The 18015-nt window shown below is 73.5% G+C and carries 13 protein-coding genes; 8 read left to right on the plus strand and 5 right to left on the minus strand.

Features of this window, described 5'->3' with window-relative positions:
- Position 1 precedes the first annotated feature (1 nt).
- The 6 genes from nusA (at position 2) to truB (ending at position 6500) form a co-directional block, all read left to right on the plus strand.
- Positions 2-994, plus strand: coding sequence for a transcription termination factor NusA (nusA, locus tag IOD14_RS09355; protein WP_123991940.1), 993 nt, complete (start codon positions 2-4; stop codon positions 992-994).
- A gap of 97 nt (positions 995-1091) precedes the next feature.
- Positions 1092-1373, plus strand: a complete 282-nt coding sequence (locus IOD14_RS09360) for a YlxR family protein (RefSeq protein ID WP_123991941.1) — start codon at positions 1092-1094, stop codon at positions 1371-1373.
- Between the two features lie 162 nt (positions 1374-1535).
- Positions 1536-4682, plus strand: a complete 3147-nt coding sequence (gene infB, locus IOD14_RS09365) for a translation initiation factor IF-2 (protein WP_123991942.1) — start codon at positions 1536-1538, stop codon at positions 4680-4682.
- 134 nt (positions 4683-4816) lie between these two features.
- Entirely contained in the window at positions 4817-5110 is a 294-nt protein-coding gene (locus tag IOD14_RS09370; protein ID WP_031052658.1) for a DUF503 domain-containing protein, read from the plus strand.
- Positions 5111-5142: 32 nt separating this feature from the next.
- On the plus strand, positions 5143-5595 hold the full coding sequence (rbfA, locus tag IOD14_RS09375; protein ID WP_007385054.1) for a 30S ribosome-binding factor RbfA: 453 nt from the start codon (positions 5143-5145) through the stop codon (positions 5593-5595).
- Entirely contained in the window at positions 5592-6500 is a 909-nt protein-coding gene (gene truB / locus IOD14_RS09380; protein WP_123991943.1) for a tRNA pseudouridine(55) synthase TruB, read from the plus strand. Before rbfA ends, truB begins: the two co-directional genes overlap by 4 nt.
- A 376-nt stretch (positions 6501-6876) precedes the next feature.
- Here truB and IOD14_RS09385 read toward each other — a convergent pair whose 3' ends face one another.
- Entirely contained in the window at positions 6877-7320 is a 444-nt protein-coding gene (locus IOD14_RS09385) for a hypothetical protein (protein ID WP_212670036.1), read from the minus strand.
- Positions 7321-7422: 102 nt separating this feature from the next.
- Between IOD14_RS09385 and IOD14_RS09390 the strand changes: the two genes are divergently transcribed.
- Both IOD14_RS09390 and IOD14_RS09395 read left to right on the plus strand, forming a co-directional pair.
- Complete coding sequence (locus tag IOD14_RS09390) at positions 7423-10764, plus strand: trypsin-like peptidase domain-containing protein (protein ID WP_212670037.1); 3342 nt, start codon at positions 7423-7425, stop codon at positions 10762-10764.
- Positions 10765-10930: 166 nt separating this feature from the next.
- Entirely contained in the window at positions 10931-11881 is a 951-nt protein-coding gene (locus IOD14_RS09395) for a bifunctional riboflavin kinase/FAD synthetase (RefSeq protein ID WP_123991945.1), read from the plus strand.
- A gap of 117 nt (positions 11882-11998) precedes the next feature.
- Here IOD14_RS09395 and IOD14_RS09400 read toward each other — a convergent pair whose 3' ends face one another.
- From IOD14_RS09400 to eccE, 4 genes are all read right to left on the minus strand, one after another.
- Positions 11999-15037 (minus strand): SCO5717 family growth-regulating ATPase, encoded by a 3039-nt coding sequence (locus IOD14_RS09400; RefSeq protein WP_212670038.1) that lies wholly within the window; start codon positions 15035-15037, stop codon positions 11999-12001.
- Positions 15038-15325: 288 nt separating this feature from the next.
- Positions 15326-15619, minus strand: coding sequence for a DUF397 domain-containing protein (locus IOD14_RS09405; protein WP_037708688.1), 294 nt, complete (start codon positions 15617-15619; stop codon positions 15326-15328).
- 147 nt (positions 15620-15766) lie between these two features.
- Positions 15767-16597, minus strand: coding sequence for a hypothetical protein (locus tag IOD14_RS09410; RefSeq protein WP_123991947.1), 831 nt, complete (start codon positions 16595-16597; stop codon positions 15767-15769).
- Positions 16597-17928, minus strand: coding sequence for a type VII secretion protein EccE (eccE, locus tag IOD14_RS09415; RefSeq protein ID WP_123991948.1), 1332 nt, complete (start codon positions 17926-17928; stop codon positions 16597-16599). The genes IOD14_RS09410 and eccE overlap by 1 nt, the downstream gene beginning before the upstream one ends.
- Positions 17929-18015: the final 87 nt, after the last annotated feature.

An 18015-nucleotide genomic window follows, 5' to 3' on the forward strand; every position in this document is an offset into this window, starting at 1 on the left:
CGTGGACATCGACATGAGTGCCCTGCGGGGCTTGGTGCGGGAGAAGGAGATCTCCTTCGACCTGTTGGTCGAGGCGATCGAGTCGGCCCTCCTCATCGCCTACCACCGCACCGAGGGAAGCCACCGCCACGCGCGCGTGAAGCTCGACCGGGACTCCGGACACGTGGTCGTGTGGGCGAAGGAGGACCCCGAGGAGCTCGAGGAGGGGCAGGAGCCCCGAGAGTTCGACGACACCCCGTCCGACTTCGGCCGTATCGCCGCCACCACCGCCAAGCAGGTCATCCTGCAGCGGCTGCGCGACGCCGAGGACGACGCGACGCTCGGCGAGTACGCGGGGCGCGAGGGCGACATCGTCATGGGCGTGGTCCAGCAGGGCCGCGACCCGAAGAACGTGCTCGTGGACATCGGCAAGCTGGAGGCCATCCTGCCGGTGCAGGAGCAGGTCCCCGGTGAGACGTACCCGCACGGAATGCGGCTTCGGTCGTACGTCGTACGAGTGGCGAGGGGCGTGCGCGGTCCGTCCGTCACCCTGTCCCGCACGCACCCCAATCTGGTGAAGAAGCTCTTCGCCCTGGAGGTGCCGGAGATCGCCGACGGGTCCGTCGAGATCGCCGCGATCGCCCGTGAGGCCGGTCACCGCACCAAGATCGCCGTACGGTCCACCCGGTCGGGCCTGAACGCCAAGGGTGCCTGCATCGGCCCCATGGGCGGCCGTGTGCGCAATGTCATGGGTGAGCTGAACGGTGAGAAGATCGACATCGTCGACTGGTCGGACGACCCGGCCGAGATGGTGGCGAACGCCCTCTCGCCGGCCCGGGTCTCCAAGGTCGAGGTCGTGGACATGGCCGCCCGCTCCGCGCGCGTGACCGTGCCCGACTACCAGCTGTCCCTCGCCATCGGCAAGGAGGGGCAGAACGCCCGGCTCGCGGCCCGGCTCACCGGCTGGCGGATCGACATCCGGCCGGACACCGAGCAGGCCGCGGAGCAGGGCTGAGGAATAGATCCAAGCCGTACGCCGCTGAGATCACGACAACAACCGTTCGATCCCTGCCCCCAAGGGGTGAGGTCGGTACGGGGAGGTAGACTTAAGAGTGTCTGGCCGGACGCACGCCCGCGCATGCCCTGAACGAACCTGTGTGGGATGCAGGCAGCGAGCGGCCAAGACCGATCTGCTGCGCATCGTGGCGATCAAGGACGCATGCGTCCCCGATCCTCGCGGTACGCTGCCCGGCCGGGGTGCGTACGTACACCCCGCCCTGGTCTGTCTCGACCAGGCGGTACGCCGCCGGGCGTTCACGCGGGCGCTGCGCGCCCCGGGAGCGCTCGACACAAAGGCGTTGCGCCAGTACGTCGAGCAGACAGACAGTTGCTGAGCAGGCAACACCGTAAGAAGCGTCGTGCGGAACCCCCGTGCGGCCCTGGTACCCCGCGAGTTGGAAGTAGGTCGAGATTGCGATGAGCACTCGATGAGCACGCGATGAGTACGCCCATGAAGTAGCGACGGTCCGGACACACCCGGACCTAAAAGGAGCGAAGTGGCTAAGGTCCGGGTATACGAACTCGCCAAGGAGTTCGGGGTTGAGAGCAAGGTCGTCATGGCCAAGCTCCAGGAACTCGGTGAATTCGTCCGTTCGGCGTCTTCGACCATCGAAGCGCCCGTCGTCCGTAAGTTGACGGACGCCCTTCAGCAGGGCAACGGAGGCGGCAAGCCCGCCCCCGCCCGCAAGGCTGCCCCGGCTCGTCCGGCGGCCCCCTCTCCCGCGCAGGCCGCCCGTCCGGCCGCCCCGCGCCCGCCGGCTCCCAAGCCGGCCGCCGCCGAGAGGCCCGCGGCTTCCGCCGCGCCGGCCGCTCCCGGCCCCCGTCCCACCCCGGGCCCGAAGCCCGCGCCGCGGCCCGCCCCGGCGTCCCCGGCTCCGACCACGCCCGAGTTCACCGCGCCGCCGTCGGCTCCCGCCGCGCCGGCTTCCCAGGGCCAAGGCTCGCAGGGTCAGGGCTCCGGCCCGCGTCCCGGCGCTCCGCGTCCGGCCGGCCAGCAGGCCCCGCGTCCCGGCGCCCCGCGTCCGGCCGGCGGTCCCGGTCAGGGCGGCCAGGGCCGCGGTGACCGCGCCGACCGTCCCGGCGCCCCGCGTCCGGGCGGCCAGGGCGCACGTCCCGGTGCTCGTCCGGCGGGTCCCCGTCCGGGCAACAACCCGTTCACCTCTGGTGGCTCCACCGGCATGGCGCGCCCGCAGGCGCCCCGTCCGGGCGGTGCCCCGCGTCCCGGCGGCCCTGGTGGTCCCGGAGGCGCTCCCGGCGGCGCTCCGCGTCCGCAGGGTCAGGGCCAGGGCGGTCCCCGTCCCCAGGGCGCGGCGGGCGGTCCCCGTCCGCAGGCTCCGGGCGGCGCCCGTCCCAGCCCGGGCGGCATGCCCCGTCCGCAGGGCGGTCCCCGTCCCGGCGGCGGCCCCGGCGGCCCGCGTCCCAACCCCGGCATGATGCCGCAGCGTCCGGCTGCCGGCCCGCGTCCCGGTGGCGGTGGCCCCGGTGGCCGCGGTCCCGGTGGCGGCGGTCGTCCCGGTGGCGGTGGCGGCGGCGGTCGTCCGGGCGGCGGCGGCTTCGCCGGTCGTCCCGGTGGCGGCGGTGGCGGCTTCGCCGGTCGTCCCGGCGGTCCCGGTGGCGGTGGCGGCGGCTTCGCCGGTCGTCCGGGTGGTCCCGGCGCCGGTGGCGGCGGTCGTCCCGGCTTCGGCGGTCGTCCCGGTGGTCCGGGCGGTCGTGGTGGCACGCAGGGCGCCTTCGGTCGTCCCGGCGGTCCCGCGCGTCGCGGTCGCAAGTCGAAGCGGCAGAGGCGCCAGGAGTACGAGGCCATGCAGGCCCCGTCGGTCGGCGGCGTGATGCTGCCTCGCGGCAACGGCGAAGCCATTCGCCTGTCGCGCGGTGCCTCGCTCACCGACTTCGCGGAGAAGATCAACGCCAACCCGGCGTCGCTCGTCGCGGTCATGATGAACCTCGGCGAGATGGTCACGGCCACGCAGTCCGTCTCCGACGAGACGCTGCAGCTCCTCGCGGGCGAGATGAACTACACGGTTCAGATCGTCAGCCCCGAGGAGGAGGACCGTGAGCTGCTCGAGTCCTTCGACATCGAGTTCGGCGAGGACGAGGGCGACGACGAGGACCTGGTCGTCCGTCCGCCGGTCGTGACCGTCATGGGTCACGTCGACCACGGCAAGACCCGACTCCTGGACGCGATCCGCAAGACGAACGTCATCGCGGGCGAGGCCGGCGGCATCACCCAGCACATCGGTGCCTACCAGGTCTCCACCCAGGTCAACGACGAGGACCGCGCGATCACCTTCATCGACACCCCGGGTCACGAGGCGTTCACCGCCATGCGTGCCCGTGGTGCCCGGTCGACGGACATCGCGATCCTGGTCGTCGCGGCCAACGACGGCGTCATGCCGCAGACGGTCGAGGCGCTCAACCACGCCAAGGCCGCCGACGTCCCGATCGTCGTCGCGGTCAACAAGATCGACGTCGAGGGCGCCGACCCGACCAAGGTGCGCGGTCAGCTGACCGAGTACGGCCTGGTGGCCGAGGAGTACGGCGGCGACACCATGTTCGTCGACATCTCCGCCAAGCAGGGTCTGCACATCGACTCGCTGCTGGAGGCCGTGGTCCTGACCGCGGACGCCTCGCTCGACCTGCGGGCCAACCCGAACCAGGACGCGCAGGGCATCTCGATCGAGTCCCGTCTCGACCGCGGCCGTGGTGCCGTGGCGACGGTCCTCGTCCAGCGAGGCACCCTGCGGGTCGGCGACACGATGGTCGTGGGCGACGCCTACGGCCGTGTGCGGGCCATGCTCGACGACAACGGCAACAACGTCGCCGAGGCGGGTCCGTCCACGCCGGTCCAGGTGCTGGGTCTGACCAACGTCCCGGGTGCGGGCGACAACTTCCTGGTGGTCGACGAGGACCGTACGGCCCGTCAGATCGCCGAGAAGCGCGCCGCCCGCGAGCGCAACGCGGCCTTCGCCAAGCGCACGCGCCGCGTCTCGCTCGAGGACCTGGACAAGGTGCTCAAGGCCGGCGAGGTCCAGCAGCTCAACCTCATCATCAAGGGTGACGCTTCTGGTTCCGTCGAGGCCCTCGAGTCCTCCCTGCTCCAGCTGGACGTCGGCGAAGAGGTCGACATCCGCGTCCTGCACCGCGGTGTCGGTGCGGTCACGGAGTCGGACATCGACCTGGCGATGGGCTCCGACGCCATCGTGATCGGCTTCAACGTGCGTGCCGCAGGGCGCGCGCAGCAGATGGCCGAGCGCGAGGGTGTGGACGTCCGGTACTACTCGGTCATCTACCAGGCGATCGAGGAGATCGAGGCGGCCCTCAAGGGCATGCTCAAGCCGGAGTACGAAGAGGTCGAGCTCGGTACGGCGGAGATCCGCGAGGTCTTCAAGTCGTCCAAGCTGGGCAACATCGCGGGTGTTCTCATCCGCTCCGGCGAGGTCAAGCGCAACACCAAGGCGCGCCTCATCCGCGACGGCAAGGTGGTCGCGGAGAACCTCAACATCGAGGGTCTGCGTCGCTTCAAGGACGACGTCACCGAGATCCGCGAAGGCTTCGAGGGCGGTATCAACCTCGGAAACTTCAACGACATCAAGGTCGACGACGTCATCGCGACGTACGAGATGCGCGAGAAGCCGCGCGGCTGACCGTCACAGCACGCGATCGGGGCCGGTCGGCGGACGTAATATCCGTCGATCGGCCCCGGCCGTTGCGTGTACGGTTCCCGTATCGGCGTCGACGCGGCGCCCGTACCCCGAACCGGCGGGACATCCGGACGCGCATGTATGTGGGGACTCTGTCCTTCGACCTGCTCCTCGGTGACGTGCACTCACTGAAGGAGAAACGCTCTCTCGTCCGTCCGATCGTGGCCGAGCTCCAGCGCAAGTACGCGGTGAGCGCGGCGGAGACGGGCAACCAGAACCTCCATCGCAGGGCCGAGATCGGGCTGGCGGTGGTCTCCGGGGACACGGGACACCTCACCGACGTACTGGACCGCTGCGAGCGGCTGGTCGCCGCGCGGCCCGAGGTGGAACTGCTCTCGGTTCGACGCAGGCTCCACAGCGACGAAGACTGAAGCAACAAGTAAGTACTTAAGGAGACGGACCAGTGGCCGACAACGCGCGCGCCAAGAGGCTGGCGGACCTCATCCGAGAGGTGGTGGCCCAGAAGCTGCTGCGCGGGATCAAGGACCCGCGGCTCGGCTCACACGTCACCATCACGGACACCCGGGTCACGGGTGACCTGCGGGAGGCGACCGTCTTCTACACGGTGTACGGCGGCGACGAGGAGCGAGCGGCCGCGGCAGCCGGACTGGAGAGCGCCAAGGGCGTGCTCCGCTCCGCGGTCGGGGCGGCGGCGGGCGTGAAGTTCACCCCGACGCTGACCTTCGTGGCCGACGCGCTGCCCGACACCGCCAAGACCATCGACGACCTCCTCGACAAGGCCCGCCAGTCCGACGAGAAGGTGCGCGAGGTCTCGGCGGGTGCCGCCTATGCCGGTGACGCCGACCCGTACCGGAAGCCGGGCGACGAGGACGAGACGGACGACGCCGCCGAATGACCGAGAAGAACCGGACGCCCGACGGCCTTGTCATCGTCGACAAGCCGTCGGGCTTCACTTCGCACGACGTGGTCGCCAAGATGCGCGGGATCGCCAGGACCCGCCGCGTCGGACACGCCGGCACCCTCGACCCCATGGCGACGGGTGTCCTGGTCCTCGGCGTCGAGAAGGCGACCAAGCTCCTCGGGCACCTCGCGCTGACCGAGAAGGAGTACCTGGGCACGATCCGGCTCGGCCAGACCACCCTGACCGACGACGCCGAGGGCGAGATCACGGGGTCGTCGGTCGACGCCTCGAAGGTCACCCGGGAAGCCGTCGACGCCGGGATCGCCAAGCTGACCGGCGACATCATGCAGGTGCCGTCCAAGGTCAGCGCCATCAAGATCGACGGGGTGCGCTCCTACAAGCGGGCCCGGGAGGGCGAGGAGTTCGAGATCCCCGCACGTCCCGTGCGGATCTCGTCCTTCGCGGTCCACGACGTCCGTGACGCGGTCGCCGAGGACGGCACGCCGGTGCTGGACCTGGTCGTGTCGGTGGTCTGCTCGTCCGGCACCTACATCCGGGCGCTCGCCCGTGACCTGGGCGCCGACCTGGGCGTGGGCGGTCATCTGACGGCGCTGCGCCGCACGCGCGTCGGCCCGTACAAGCTGGACTCGGCCAGGACCCTCGACCAGCTCCAGCAGGAGCTGACGGTCATGCCGATCGCCGAGGCCGCGGCGGCCGCCTTCCCACGCTGGGACGTCGACGCCCGCCGGGCCAAACTGCTCACCAACGGCGTACGGCTCGACATGCCCGAGGAGTACGCGGGCGTCGGCACGGTCGCCGTCTTCGACCCCGAGGGCCACTTCCTGGCGCTGGTCGAGGAGCACAAGGGCAAGGCGAAGAGCCTCGCCGTCTTCGGCTGAGGCTCCTTCGGGGGCCCTGGGGCGATCCGCCCGTGGAGCGGCGATCACGGGGTTGTGCCGCCGCTCCACGGTCCCCCCTCGGTTCCCCCACCCCTAGGGTGTATCCGCCCGCCCCCATCCATTCACCCACGCGGGCAGGCGCTCGGAGTGAACCAGGGGTGTGGAAGGGGGCGCGTTCACCGAGCGATCTGTCCCGCTGATCACCGCACGCCTACCGTCGAAAACAGGAACGTGCGTACGGCGGGGAGGTTCGGCCATGGCGGCAGGGGGTGACTCCGTCGGCGGAGCGGCACCGCTCGCCTCCGGCGCCGGCAGGGAGGGCTCGGGACAGTGGCCCGGGACCGCGGAGCAGACCGACCGGGAGGCTCGCCGCGGCCTACCGGATCCCGAGGAGTCCGCCGGGCAGCTTGTCGCCCCGAAGCCCCGGAGGGGGAAGCGGGAGAGCGGTGGGCCCGCGTGGGCTGCTCGGGGCGGTGGTGCCGACGAGGCCGGGCTGGCGTGGGCTGAGCAGGTCGGTGGCGCTGCTGGGGCAGGCCCGGTTGCGTGGGGTACTCCGGACGGCGGTGCAGATGCGGGCGGGGCGGGGTGGGCTGGGCAGGTCGGTGGTGCGGGGGCGGGCCCGGTTGCGTGGGGTACTCCGGACGGCGGTGCAGATGCGGGCGGGGCGGGGTGGGCTGGGCAGGTCGGTGGTGCGGGGGCCGGTGCGGTCGCGTGGGGTGTTCGGGCCGGTGATGCCGCCTCGGCCGGTGCCGGTGCCGGTGCCGGTGCCGGTTTCGGTACCGGTGAGGGCCCTGACGTCGGTGACGAGGGGCAGGCCCACGGGGGTAAGGGGGCTCGGTCGGGCGGGCGGGGCCGTTGGTCGCGGCGTGCGCGCGAGGGGGCGCCACGTCCTCGGGCCGGGGCCGGGCGGGACGAGGATCTCGTGCGGGTGCATGACCTGGCCGGGCGGCTGCGGGGCATCGGCTTCGCGGCCGATCACCACGGCACCGTCGTCACCAGTCACGAGGCCGTCGACGGGCTGGCCCGCCTCGTGGTGCACGCCGGTGACCGCAGCTGTGTGGTGACCGCCGACGCCGTGACCCCGCTGCCCGAGCTGGATCTGGCGCTCGTCCGTACCGAGGGGCTCGGCGTCGACCCGTTGCCCGTCTCCGTGCGCGACACCGTCGAGACCGGCACCTATGTCCGGCTCCCCGCAGGCTGCTGGCGCGAGGCCCGGGTGCTCGGCGCGGCCTCCGTGACCTACACGGCCACCGACCGCTTCCATCTCCTCGAGGACGCCCTGGAGCTGGCGATCGGCACCGCGGGACGCGACGCCCTGCGGCTCGGCGGCGGGGCCGCCGGAGGCCCCGTGCTCGACGCCGGGACCGGCGCGGTGGTCGCCGTCCTCGGCACCGCCCTGCAGAGCGGCCGGCGCGACAGCGGCCACGCGGTGCCGCTCCGCCCCGCCCGCACCGGCCCCCTCGCCGACCTGCTCGCGGAGAACGCCGCCACGGTCCCGGCCTACGGCGCCGACCTCAACCTCGCCGGTGTGCTGGAACTGACGGCCACCTCGGTGGGCCAGGACGGCCCGCCCGGCACACTGGCCGGCCACGTGGGCCGCGAGGACACCGCCGAACCGGTCGAACGGGCCGCGATCAGAGGGGAGTTCACCGCCTTCACCGAGGGCCCGGCCACCGTCCTCGGTCTCGTCGGACCGCCGGGCAGCGGCCGTACGACCCAACTCGCCGCCCTCGCCGCCCGCCGCCACCGCGGCCCCGCCCCGGCCCCCACCCTCTGGCTGCGCGGCGCCGATCTGGTGGCCACCGACGCCTCGGTCGCCGACGCGGCCCGCCGCGCGCTCACCAGGGCGGCCCGGATCGTGGCGGCCTCCGCGGACCCCGTCCCCGCCGACTTGGGCGACATCACCCCCGAGCGGCTGGCCCGGCTGTCCCGCACCGCCGGCCGCCCCCTGTTCCTCCTCCTCGACGGCCCCGAGGAGATGCCCCCGGTCCTGGCACACCGCCTCGCGGAGTGGACGCGGGGCACGGCGCAGTGGCTGGCGGAGACGGGGGCCCGGCTGGTGGTGGCATGCCGTGAGGAGTACTGGGAGCGGGCGGGCTTCCCGCCGGACCTGCTGTACGGCGGCCCGCAGGAGCACTGCGTGCGCCTCGGCGACCTCACCGAGGACGAGGCCCGCCGCGCCCGCGCCCGCTACGCCCTGCCCGAGGGCACCCTCGCCGCCTCCGACGCCCGCCACCCCCTCACCCTCCGCCTCCTCTCCGAGGTCCGCGCGGCCCTCCTGCCCGCCTCCTGCGCCCCCGCCGATCGCGACCAGGTCTTCGAGGCCTACCTCGACCTCATGTGTCTGCGCATCGCGGTCCGCCTCGCCACCCCGAGCGGGCTGCGCGGCACCGCTGTCCGCCGGCTCGCCGCGAAGGTCTCCGGGCAGGTCCACGAGGCGGCCCGGCGCAGCCTCGGCCCCGGTCAGGGCGAGCTGGACCGGGAGTCGTTCGAGGCGGTGTTCCCCTGGGGCCCGGCCCCGAAGCGGCTCGGCGGCACCGGCTGGGCCTCCGCCGTCCTCACCGAGGGCCTCCTCGTCCCCGCGGGCAGCGGCTACCGCTTCGCCCACGAGGAACTCGCCGACTGGATCCAGGGCACCCACCTGGACCTGGACGAGGCCCTGCTCGCCCTGGTCCACCGCCGCCGCACCGGCCGGCAGCACCCCCTCCCGGTCCCGCACCACCGTATCGGCCCCGTCGTCCAGGCCCTGCTCCTCGTCGCCCGCCAGCGCGGGGCACCGCAACTGGCGTACAGACTGGAAGAGTTGCTGCACGCCCTCGACACCGACCCGCACTCCTGGTGGGCGACCCGCCTGCTCACCGAGACCCTGCTGCGGGTGCCCGACGCGACCCCGTACACCGATGTCCTGCGGCAGCTCACCGACCGCCTCGTGGCCCGGCGCACTCAGGGGGAACCGGTCCCGGCCGCGTTCGGCCCCGCCTTCTGGACCGCTCTCCGCCTCTCGCCGGGCGCCCGCCTCGACCTGCTCCGCCGGCTCGTCCTCGCCGACGGGCCCCCGTACGAGCCCGGCCCCCGGTTCCTGGACGCCGTGGCAGAGCTGCTGGCCACGGACCCCACGGCCGTACAGCCGCAGCTGACCCGCTGGTTCGACGACGAGCGGCCGCTGCCCGCGACCCCGCACGCGACCGTGGCGAAGGCCGCGCAGGCGCTGCTGCACACGCACCGGACCCGGGCCCTGGACGACCTCGCCGAGGTGCTCGTCGGATGTGCGCACCGGCGGGCCGACGAACTGCTCGCCGTGCTGGCCGAGGACGAACCGTCGGCGGTGTGCCGGGCCGTGGACCGGTGGGCGCACGACGCGCGGCCGGCCAGGAGGGTGGCCGCGGTGGCGTACGGACTGCGTGCCGCCCCGCACGTGCGCACCGAGGCCGACCGCGAACTCCTGCGCTACGCGGCCCTCGCCGTGCTGGCCCGCCCCGAGGACTGCACCCTGCACGGCGGCGCGCTCGCCCTGCTGGTCCGCGACCCGCGCACGCGCGCCCGTCATCTCCCGCGGGCGCTCGGGCACTTCACGGCCGGCGACCCGCAGTTCCCGCCGAGCGCGCTGGTCCCCGCCCTCGCCACCGACCCCGATCCGGTCCTGGACGCCTTCCGGGAGCGGCTGCGCGGCCCGGCCGCCGGGGAGGCGTTGCGGGCGCTCGCCGACATCACCACACCCGCGCCGGCCCGCCGGGTGGCAGCCCTGGTGCGGGAGGCGGTCCAGCGGCGCCCGGAGACCGCGGGCGACGTGGCCGCGTACGTCGACCGGCGCCTCGATCAGGGCCCGGCCGCCCGGGCCGTCCTCCTCCCGCTGGTCAGCGGCCTGCTGGACGGCGGTCCGGAGGGGGTGCGGGCCGCGCTGGCGGCCGTGCTCGCCGGCCCCGGAACCCCCGCCTCCCGCCCGCTGCGCCAGGAACTCCTCGACTTCCTCCTGGACCGGGAACGGGAGCCCGCGGTGCTGATCGCCCTGCTGCCCGCGGCCGCCGCCCGCGCGGACACCGGTATCCGCGAGCTCGTCCACCGCATCGGCCTCCTCCTGGTCCGCACCCCGGACGGTGCGGCCCGCTTCGACCGCGGTCTCGTCGATCTCGGCCGGCACGTCCCCGGGTTCGCCGCGCTGGTGGCCGGCTGGCTCGCCGAGTCCCCGCGGGAGTGGGCGGCGGTGGTCGGCCCCAGCACCCGGCGCATGATCGAGAATCTGGCAGGCGTACGGGTGCCCGCCTGAGTCCGCCACGACAGGGCGGAGTGCGACGGGCGGAGTTGCCGTGATCGCGTGCGTCGGGTCACAGCCCCCATGCCGATGCGAGCGACGGGCACGCGGCATGGCACCCTTAGACCTGCGCAGGTCTTGAGAGTCAATACGGACGCAGGTTCGACGAGGAGCGGTCACAGTGCAGCGCTGGCGTGGCTTGGAGGACATCCCCGAGGACTGGGGGCGCAGCGTCGTCACCATCGGTTCCTACGACGGGGTCCACCGCGGGCACCAGCTGATCATCCGGCATGCCGTGGAACGCGCCCGTGAGCTGGGCGTGCCCTCCGTCGTCGTCACCTTCGACCCGCACCCCAGCGAGGTCGTCCGCCCCGGCAGCCACCCGCCGCTGCTGGCCCCGCACCACCGCCGCGCCGAGCTCATGGCGGAACTGGGCGTGGATGCGCTGTTGATCCTCCCCTTCACCACCGAGTTCTCGAAGCTCTCGCCCGCCGAGTTCGTCGTCAAGGTCCTCGTCGACAAGCTGCACGCCAAGGCGGTCGTCGAGGGCCCCAACTTCCGCTTCGGCCACAAGGCCGCGGGCAATGTCGAGTTCCTCGTCGAGCAGGGCAAGACGTACGACTTCGAGGTCGAGGTCGTCGACCTGTACGTGACGGGCGCGGCGGGCGGCGGCGAGCCGTTCTCCTCGACCCTGACCCGGCGTCTGGTCGCCGAGGGCGATGTCGAGGGAGCCGGGGAGATCCTGGGCCGTCCGCACCGGGTGGAGGGCGTGGTCGTCCGCGGCGCCCAGCGGGGCCGTGAGCTCGGCTTCCCGACCGCCAACGTCGAGACCCTCCCGCACACCGCCATCCCCGCCGACGGCGTCTACGCCGGCTGGCTGCACGCGCAGGGCGAGGCGATGCCGGCCGCGATCTCCGTCGGCACCAACCCGCAGTTCGACGGCACCGAGCGCACGGTGGAGGCGTACGCGATCGACCGCGTCGGGCTCGACCTGTACGGGCTGCACGTGGCGGTGGACTTCCTCGCCTATGTGCGCGGGCAGCAGAAGTTCGACTCGCTGGACGCGCTGCTCAAGGCGATGGCCGAGGATGTGCAGCGGTGCCGGGAGCTGATCGAGGGCGCGGAGGCCTGAAGCGCGTAGAGAAGTAACGCGCAGAGAAGTAACGCGCAGAGAAGTAACGCGTAGAGAAGTAACGCGTAGAGAAGCAAAAGGAGGGCCGGCACCTTTGTGGTGCCGGCCCTCCTTCGTCTACTGCTGCTGCGGCGGCTGTCCCGCGTTCGGGTCGTACGGCGGCTGCGGGAACCCGGGCTGCGGCTGACCCGGCTGACCCGGCTGACCCGGCTGACCGGTCTGCCAGGGCTGGCCGGGCTGTGCGCCGGGGAAGCCCTGGAACGGCGGCTGGGGCTGCTGCGGCTGTCCGGCCGGGGGTTGCTGCTGCTGGCCCGGCATCGGGGGAGCCATCGTCGGCGGTTGGTGGCCGCCCTGCCCCGTCCACAGACCCTGCTCCTGCTGGGCCCGCACGAAGTCCTCGGCCACCATCGCGGCGAGGTCGAAGTACGCCTCCCGGACCTTGGGCCGCATCATGTCGAGGTCCACCTCGGCACCGGCCGCCAGGTGCTCGTCGAACGGAACGACGATCACGCCGCGGCAGCGCTGCTCGAAGTGGGTGACGATGTCCTCCACCTTGATCATCTTGCCGGTCTCGCGGACCCCGGAGATCACGGTGATGGACCGCGAGACCAGGGACGCGTACCCGTGCGCCGACAGCCAGTCGAGCGTGGTGCTGGCGCTGCTCGCACCGTCCACCGACGGCGTCGAGATGATGATCAGCTGGTCGGCGAGGTCCAGGACCCCGCGCATGGCGCTGTAGAGCAGACCCGTGCCCGAGTCCGTGAGGATGATCGGGTACTGGCGGCCCAGCACGTCGATCGCGCGCCGGTAGTCCTCGTCGTTGAACGTCGTGGACACGGCCGGGTCGACGTCGTTGGCGATGATCTCCAGACCCGAGGCCGCCTGGGACGTGAACCGGCGGATGTCCATGTACGAGTTGAGGTACGGGATCGCCTGGACCAGGTCACGGATGGTCGCGCCGGTCTCGCGCCGCACCCGGCGGCCGAGGGTGCCGGCGTCCGGGTTGGCGTCGATGGCGAGGATCTTGTCCTGCCGCTCGGTGGCGAGGGTCGAGCCGAGGGCGGTCGTCGTGGTCGTCTTGCCCACGCCGCCCTTGAGGCTGATGACCGCGATCCGGTAGCAGGACAGCACCGGGGTGCGGATGAGGTCGAGCTTGCGCTGCCTCTCCTGCTCCTCCTTCCTGCCGCCGAGCTTGAACTTCGACCCGCCCGGGGTGGGACGGCTGCTCTTGGCCTTCTGCTTCTTGCTGTTGACCAGCCGGTCCGAGGTCAGCTCGACCGCGGCGTTGTAACCGAGCGGTGCGCCCGCGCCGGCCACCTGCTGCCGCTGGTCGTGCTGGACGGCGGCGGGCCAGGCTCCACCGGTGCGGGGGTCCACGCCGGGCTGGCCGGGCGCACCCGCGTAGGGGTTGGGGTTGGGGTTGGGCGCCTGCGGCGGCTGCTGTCCCGGGTACTGCGGCTGTCCCGGCTGCTGTGCCTGGGACTGGGCGGGGGGCGGCGGCACGGGCTGACCCGGCTGGCCGGGCTGTGCGGGAGCCTGGTGCGGGGGGTAGCCGTAACCGCTCTGGCCCTGCTGCGGGGCAGGGGGCTGCGGGAAGCCGTAGCCGCCCTGCGGGTTGTGGGGCGCGGGCGGCTGGGGGTAGCCGTAGCCGCCCTGCGGGTTGTGGGGCGCGGGCGGCTGAGGGTAGCCGTAGCCGCCCTGCGGCGCCTGGCCGTCGGGCTGCGGCGGGGTGGCCGGCCAGCCGCCGGGCGCGGGCTGCGGTGCCTGGGGCTGCGCCGCCGGCTGGACGGGCGGAAGCGGGGCGCCGGGCTGCGCGGCGGGCGGCTGCGGCTGACCGCCCGTGTTCCACTCCGGGGCCCCGGGCGGCGTCGCTCCGGGGGCCGCCTGCGCGAACTGGGGCGGCAGCGGCGGGACGGCACCCTGCGGGGCCGGCGGCGGCCGCCAGCCCTCCTGCTGCTGGGCGTCGGGCTGCTCCGGTACGGGGGGCTGCGCGGCCTCGGGTTGTTCCGGAGCGGGGGTCTGGGCGACCGAGGGCTGCTCCGGTACGGCGCTCGGGGCGGCCGACGGCTGCTCCGCTACGGGGCTCGGCGCGGCTGAGGCCTCCGGCGCGGCGGCCTGCGGTTCCGTGCCGGGGTCGGCGTCACCGCCAGGGGCGGTGGGCGGCGGTGCCGGGGCTTGAGGGGCTTCCGCTGCCGGGGCCCCGGGGGCCTCCGCGTGCTGCTCGGAGGTGCCGGGCTCGTCGTCGGATGCCGCCTCGCTCGGGGCCGGGGCCGGGGCGGGCTGTGCGGTGTCACTCGCCTCCGCGTCGACCCGGGGAGCCTCTGCGGGTGCGGGGCTCGCGGGCTCGGGCGCGGTGGGCGCTTCCGGCGAGGGGGCAGCGGGGGGCGGCGGTGCGCTCGGCGGCGTGGCCGTCGTGGGCGCAGCGGAGGCGGAAGGCGTGTCGGTACGGCCTTCCCCGTCACCGCCGTTGGAAGCCGGGCTGTCCGAGCCGGCCGAGCCGGAGGGACCGGGGGCCACCGGAGGCGCCGGAGCCACGGGTGCGGTGGGAGGCGCGGGGGCCACGGGTGCCGTAGGAGGCGCGGGGGCAACCGGGGGCGCGGGAGGTGTCGGGGCCGCAGGGGGTGCCGTAGCCGCGGACGGTTGCGGGTAGCCGTAGCCGCTCTGAGGGTTCGGTGGCACAGGGGGCTGGGGGTAGCCGTAGCCGCTCTGCGGGGCCGGCGGTGTGGGTGGCTGGGGGTAGCCGTAACCGCTCTGCGGGGTGGGAGGTGCGGGGGGCTGGGGATAGCCGTAGCCGCTCTGCGGGTGCGGGGGCGCGGGCGGCTGGGGAGCCGCGCCGGGTGTGCCCGCCCACGGCGGCGGTGGGGGTGTCGCGCCCGAGGGGCCCGCGGACGGGTCGAACTGCGGGCCGGGAGCCGGCGCCGACGGTGCGGAACCGGACGTATCGGGGTAACCGGGGTGCGGTGCAGGCGCGGTGGGGGCAGGGGCGGGCGCGGGAGGCGCCGCCTCGGCCTCGGGTGCCGCGCTCTGCGTGTACCAGGCAGGGGCGGCATAGTCGATGGTGAACTCGCCCGTCATCTCGGTGGCGGACTCCGCGTCGGACTGGTCGTCGCTGGGCGTGGTCCAGCCCGCGCGCAGCCCGTCCCGATCGCTCTGCACAATTCCTCCTGGTGTGGTCGAGCACCCTCGTGCCGTGTGGGCACTCATGTGCCGGGCTGGGGGCGACCGTTCCTGTTGTCCGATCCGACTGAAGTCCCCAGGACGCGAACAACCCACCCGTGGGTTCTTACGTCGCACCCGCATCAAGCGTAAACGCCACAGGCGTCGGCGGGGCAGGCCCGTCCGCTGTGCGCTCGCGCGCAACGGACCGGCGCCTGCCTCGATGTCGCCCTTGTGACGGTTGTCTGTCTCTTGAGCCCGGACCGACCTGCGTGCTCGGCCGCCGTGCTACTCGGCCTGCTCCAGGTCGAACTCGCCGTCGCGCGCGCCCAGTACGAAGGCCCGCCACTCCGCCTCCGTGTACCGCAGCACGGTGTCCGGGTCCAGGGAGGACCGCATGGCCACCGCGCCCTCGGGGAGATAGGCGATCTCGACGCGCTCCTCGTGTTCCTCGGTACCGGGCGCGCTGTGCCATTCGACGCCGGAGATGTCCAGGCCGTACAGCTCGTCCCGTTCCCTCGCCTTTCGCGCCTTGACGTCCTCGTCCGGGGTCTTTGCGGCGATGTCGTCCGCGTCGGTCATGGTCGGAGGGCCCTTTCTCATGAGCGAACCTCGTGCAGCAGCACCCTACTTGGCCTGGGCCCCCTCACACGGCGCAACGGTTCGGTTACGAACTCGCGTGCGGGGGCGCTGCCTTGTCCTGCGGTGACCGCACCAGGACCCCGCCCGTCAGTCCATCCGGCGGGGCGCTCCGAGGAGACCGGTCTCCGCGTCGGTGGGCTGGGTCATCACGTACTGGCGGTGCTTCTGGGTGCACCACAGGGCGACATTGTCGGAGAGCGACGGCAGCGACGCCGCGTCCCCCTGGGGCAACCGCATGGACTTGCCCACGACCTCGGACTCCTGCGGGGAGATCCGCTGTACGCCGACGACGTCCGCGTTGGCCAGCAGCCGCGGGGCGGTGGGGCCGAGATAGGGGAGCAGGGTCAGCACCGACTGCCAGGGCGCCGTGGTGAGACGGCTGCGCGGCGGGCGGATGCCGAGGTCGCGGATGATGAGCACCGGGCTGGCCGGGGACGGGCCCTGCGGGGCGATCCGCCCCACCTGGTGGACGGTCACGCACTGCTGGCCGCCGCCGGCCGCCTGCGCCATCGGCGCCCACAGCTGCGGACGGGCCGTCTCGACGGCCACACGGGCGCCGATCGCCGCCGCGCGCAGGGCGATGACCTGAGCCAGCCAGGTGCCGCCCACCAGGACCATGTCCAGGCGGGTGGGACGGCACAGCCCCAGCACCGCGGGCCGGTTGTCGGGGTCGATGCCGAGGATCAGCCCGTCGTCGCCGACCGGCAGGGTCAGCTGCGACAGCACATCGGCGTCGACGAGGTGCCGCTCACGCCGGGGGCCGAGCAGACCGAAGGCCGTCCGCAGGCGGCGCTCGGGGCCGAACCGGGCGGGCTCGGGGGAGCGGGGCAGATGCCCGGGACGCTGTCCGGGAAAGCCCGGCGTCGACGACGATCCGAAGCCGGAGCGGCCCGAGGGACGGACGGTGGGAGCGGACATCAGCGGGTACCTCCCAGCGGCAGGGTGGCCAGGACTCCGGGCAGTTGTTCACGGTCGAGCCGTACGAGACCGACCTTGAAAGCGGACGCCGCCCGCTCCAAGTGCTCGGCGGCCTCGCCCAGTTCGTTCTCACCGCGGCCGGTCAGACGCACGTGCCCGGACAGGGCCAGGACCTTGCCGCGCCGCCTGCTGATGGTGAGCGAGAAGGTGCTCGCGAGCGTGGGCGCGGAGGTCAGCGCACCGACCAGCCGCGGGAACGCCGGTCCGCCGCCGCCGAACTGCGGCCACTTGGAGACCCAGTACGTGGTGTGCAGCCGGTCGTCGCAGCGCCAGGTGCGGGTGGTCTCGGCCGTACGGCGGCCCGAGCGGCTGCCGTCCATCGCGGCACCGCCGGTGGTGGCCATCGGGTTGACACAGCTGGAGGTCGCGATGGCCCCGCAGATGTCCGACTCGCTCAGCACCTTGGCCTGCATGCCGGCCCCCATGAGCCGGCTGGCCAGCTGGTCGGCGACGCGCAGCAGCGCACGCCGGGCACCCTGCATGCCGCCGCCGCGGGCCTCCACGGCCTCCGGGCACAGCTCCGGGTCGAGCTTGAGCGCGACCCAGGTGATACGCAGCCCGGGCGTCATGCTCTGGGCCTGCAGCGGACCGTAGGAGCGCACGGCCATGGCCTGCGGGGGCAGGTGCGGGGCGGGCGCGGGCTGGGTGTGCTGGACGATCTGGACCGAGGCGAGCCGGATGTCGTCCACCTCGAGCAGGCCCTGCAGCAGATCCAGAGGGATGTCGCCGGTGCCGTACGAAGGACGCAGGGGGGTGTCGGCCGCCTGCACCTGGACCAGCGCGGTGAGGAAGGTGCCGTCGCCGAGCATGCCGATCTCGCGCTGCTCGCGGTCCTGGAAGCTGTAGGTGCGCAGTGCCGGGTCGCACTCGACGGCCGGGGCGAAGCCGGGGTCGGTGCCGGGCGGGACGGGTTCGGCGTTGCGCTTGCGGCGGTCCCGGAGGGCGCGGGCGGTGCTGAACCACTCGGGCAGCGGGCGGCCGCGCCGGCGCAGCAGTCCGGCGAGGACCAGCGGGACGGCCAGCACGATGCCGACGGTGAGACCGATGGGGCGCAGCAGCCAGCCGATCAGCAGGACCGCGGCGGCCAGTTCGAAGCCGACCAGCTGCTGGACCCGGATGGGGCCGATGCTGCCGGGGCGCCGGGCGAGCGACGGCGAGGCCGGACTGCGGGGCGTGGACGGCTGTGCCGGTTCCGGCCCCGGTCCTGGCCCCTGGTTCTCCTGGGTACGACGGCTGCCGTTACGGCGCCGGGACCTGGTCGCAGTGCTCATCCCCCGGTACAACCCCTTTGCATTGTCTGGCCGCGACTCGAGCTGGCGGCGGATCACCGTACCCCGTACCGTACGGTGCGATCGTCA

This window comes from Streptomyces sp. A2-16 (assembly GCF_018128905.1).
GTDB lineage: Bacteria > Actinomycetota > Actinomycetes > Streptomycetales > Streptomycetaceae > Streptomyces.

What these genes read in the sequence shown, in the direction of transcription:
- IOD14_RS09370 (WP_031052658.1), top strand. Translation starts at nt 4,817, where the DNA reads ATGTATGTGGGGACTCTGTCCTTCGACCTGCTCCTCGGTGACGTGCAC.
- truB (WP_123991943.1), top strand. Translation starts at nt 5,592, where the DNA reads ATGACCGAGAAGAACCGGACGCCCGACGGCCTTGTCATCGTCGACAAG.
- IOD14_RS09405 (WP_037708688.1), bottom strand. Translation starts at nt 15,619, where the DNA reads ATGACCGACGCGGACGACATCGCCGCAAAGACCCCGGACGAGGACGTC.
- IOD14_RS09410 (WP_123991947.1), bottom strand. Translation starts at nt 16,597, where the DNA reads ATGTCCGCTCCCACCGTCCGTCCCTCGGGCCGCTCCGGCTTCGGATCG.
- eccE (WP_123991948.1), bottom strand. Translation starts at nt 17,928, where the DNA reads ATGAGCACTGCGACCAGGTCCCGGCGCCGTAACGGCAGCCGTCGTACC.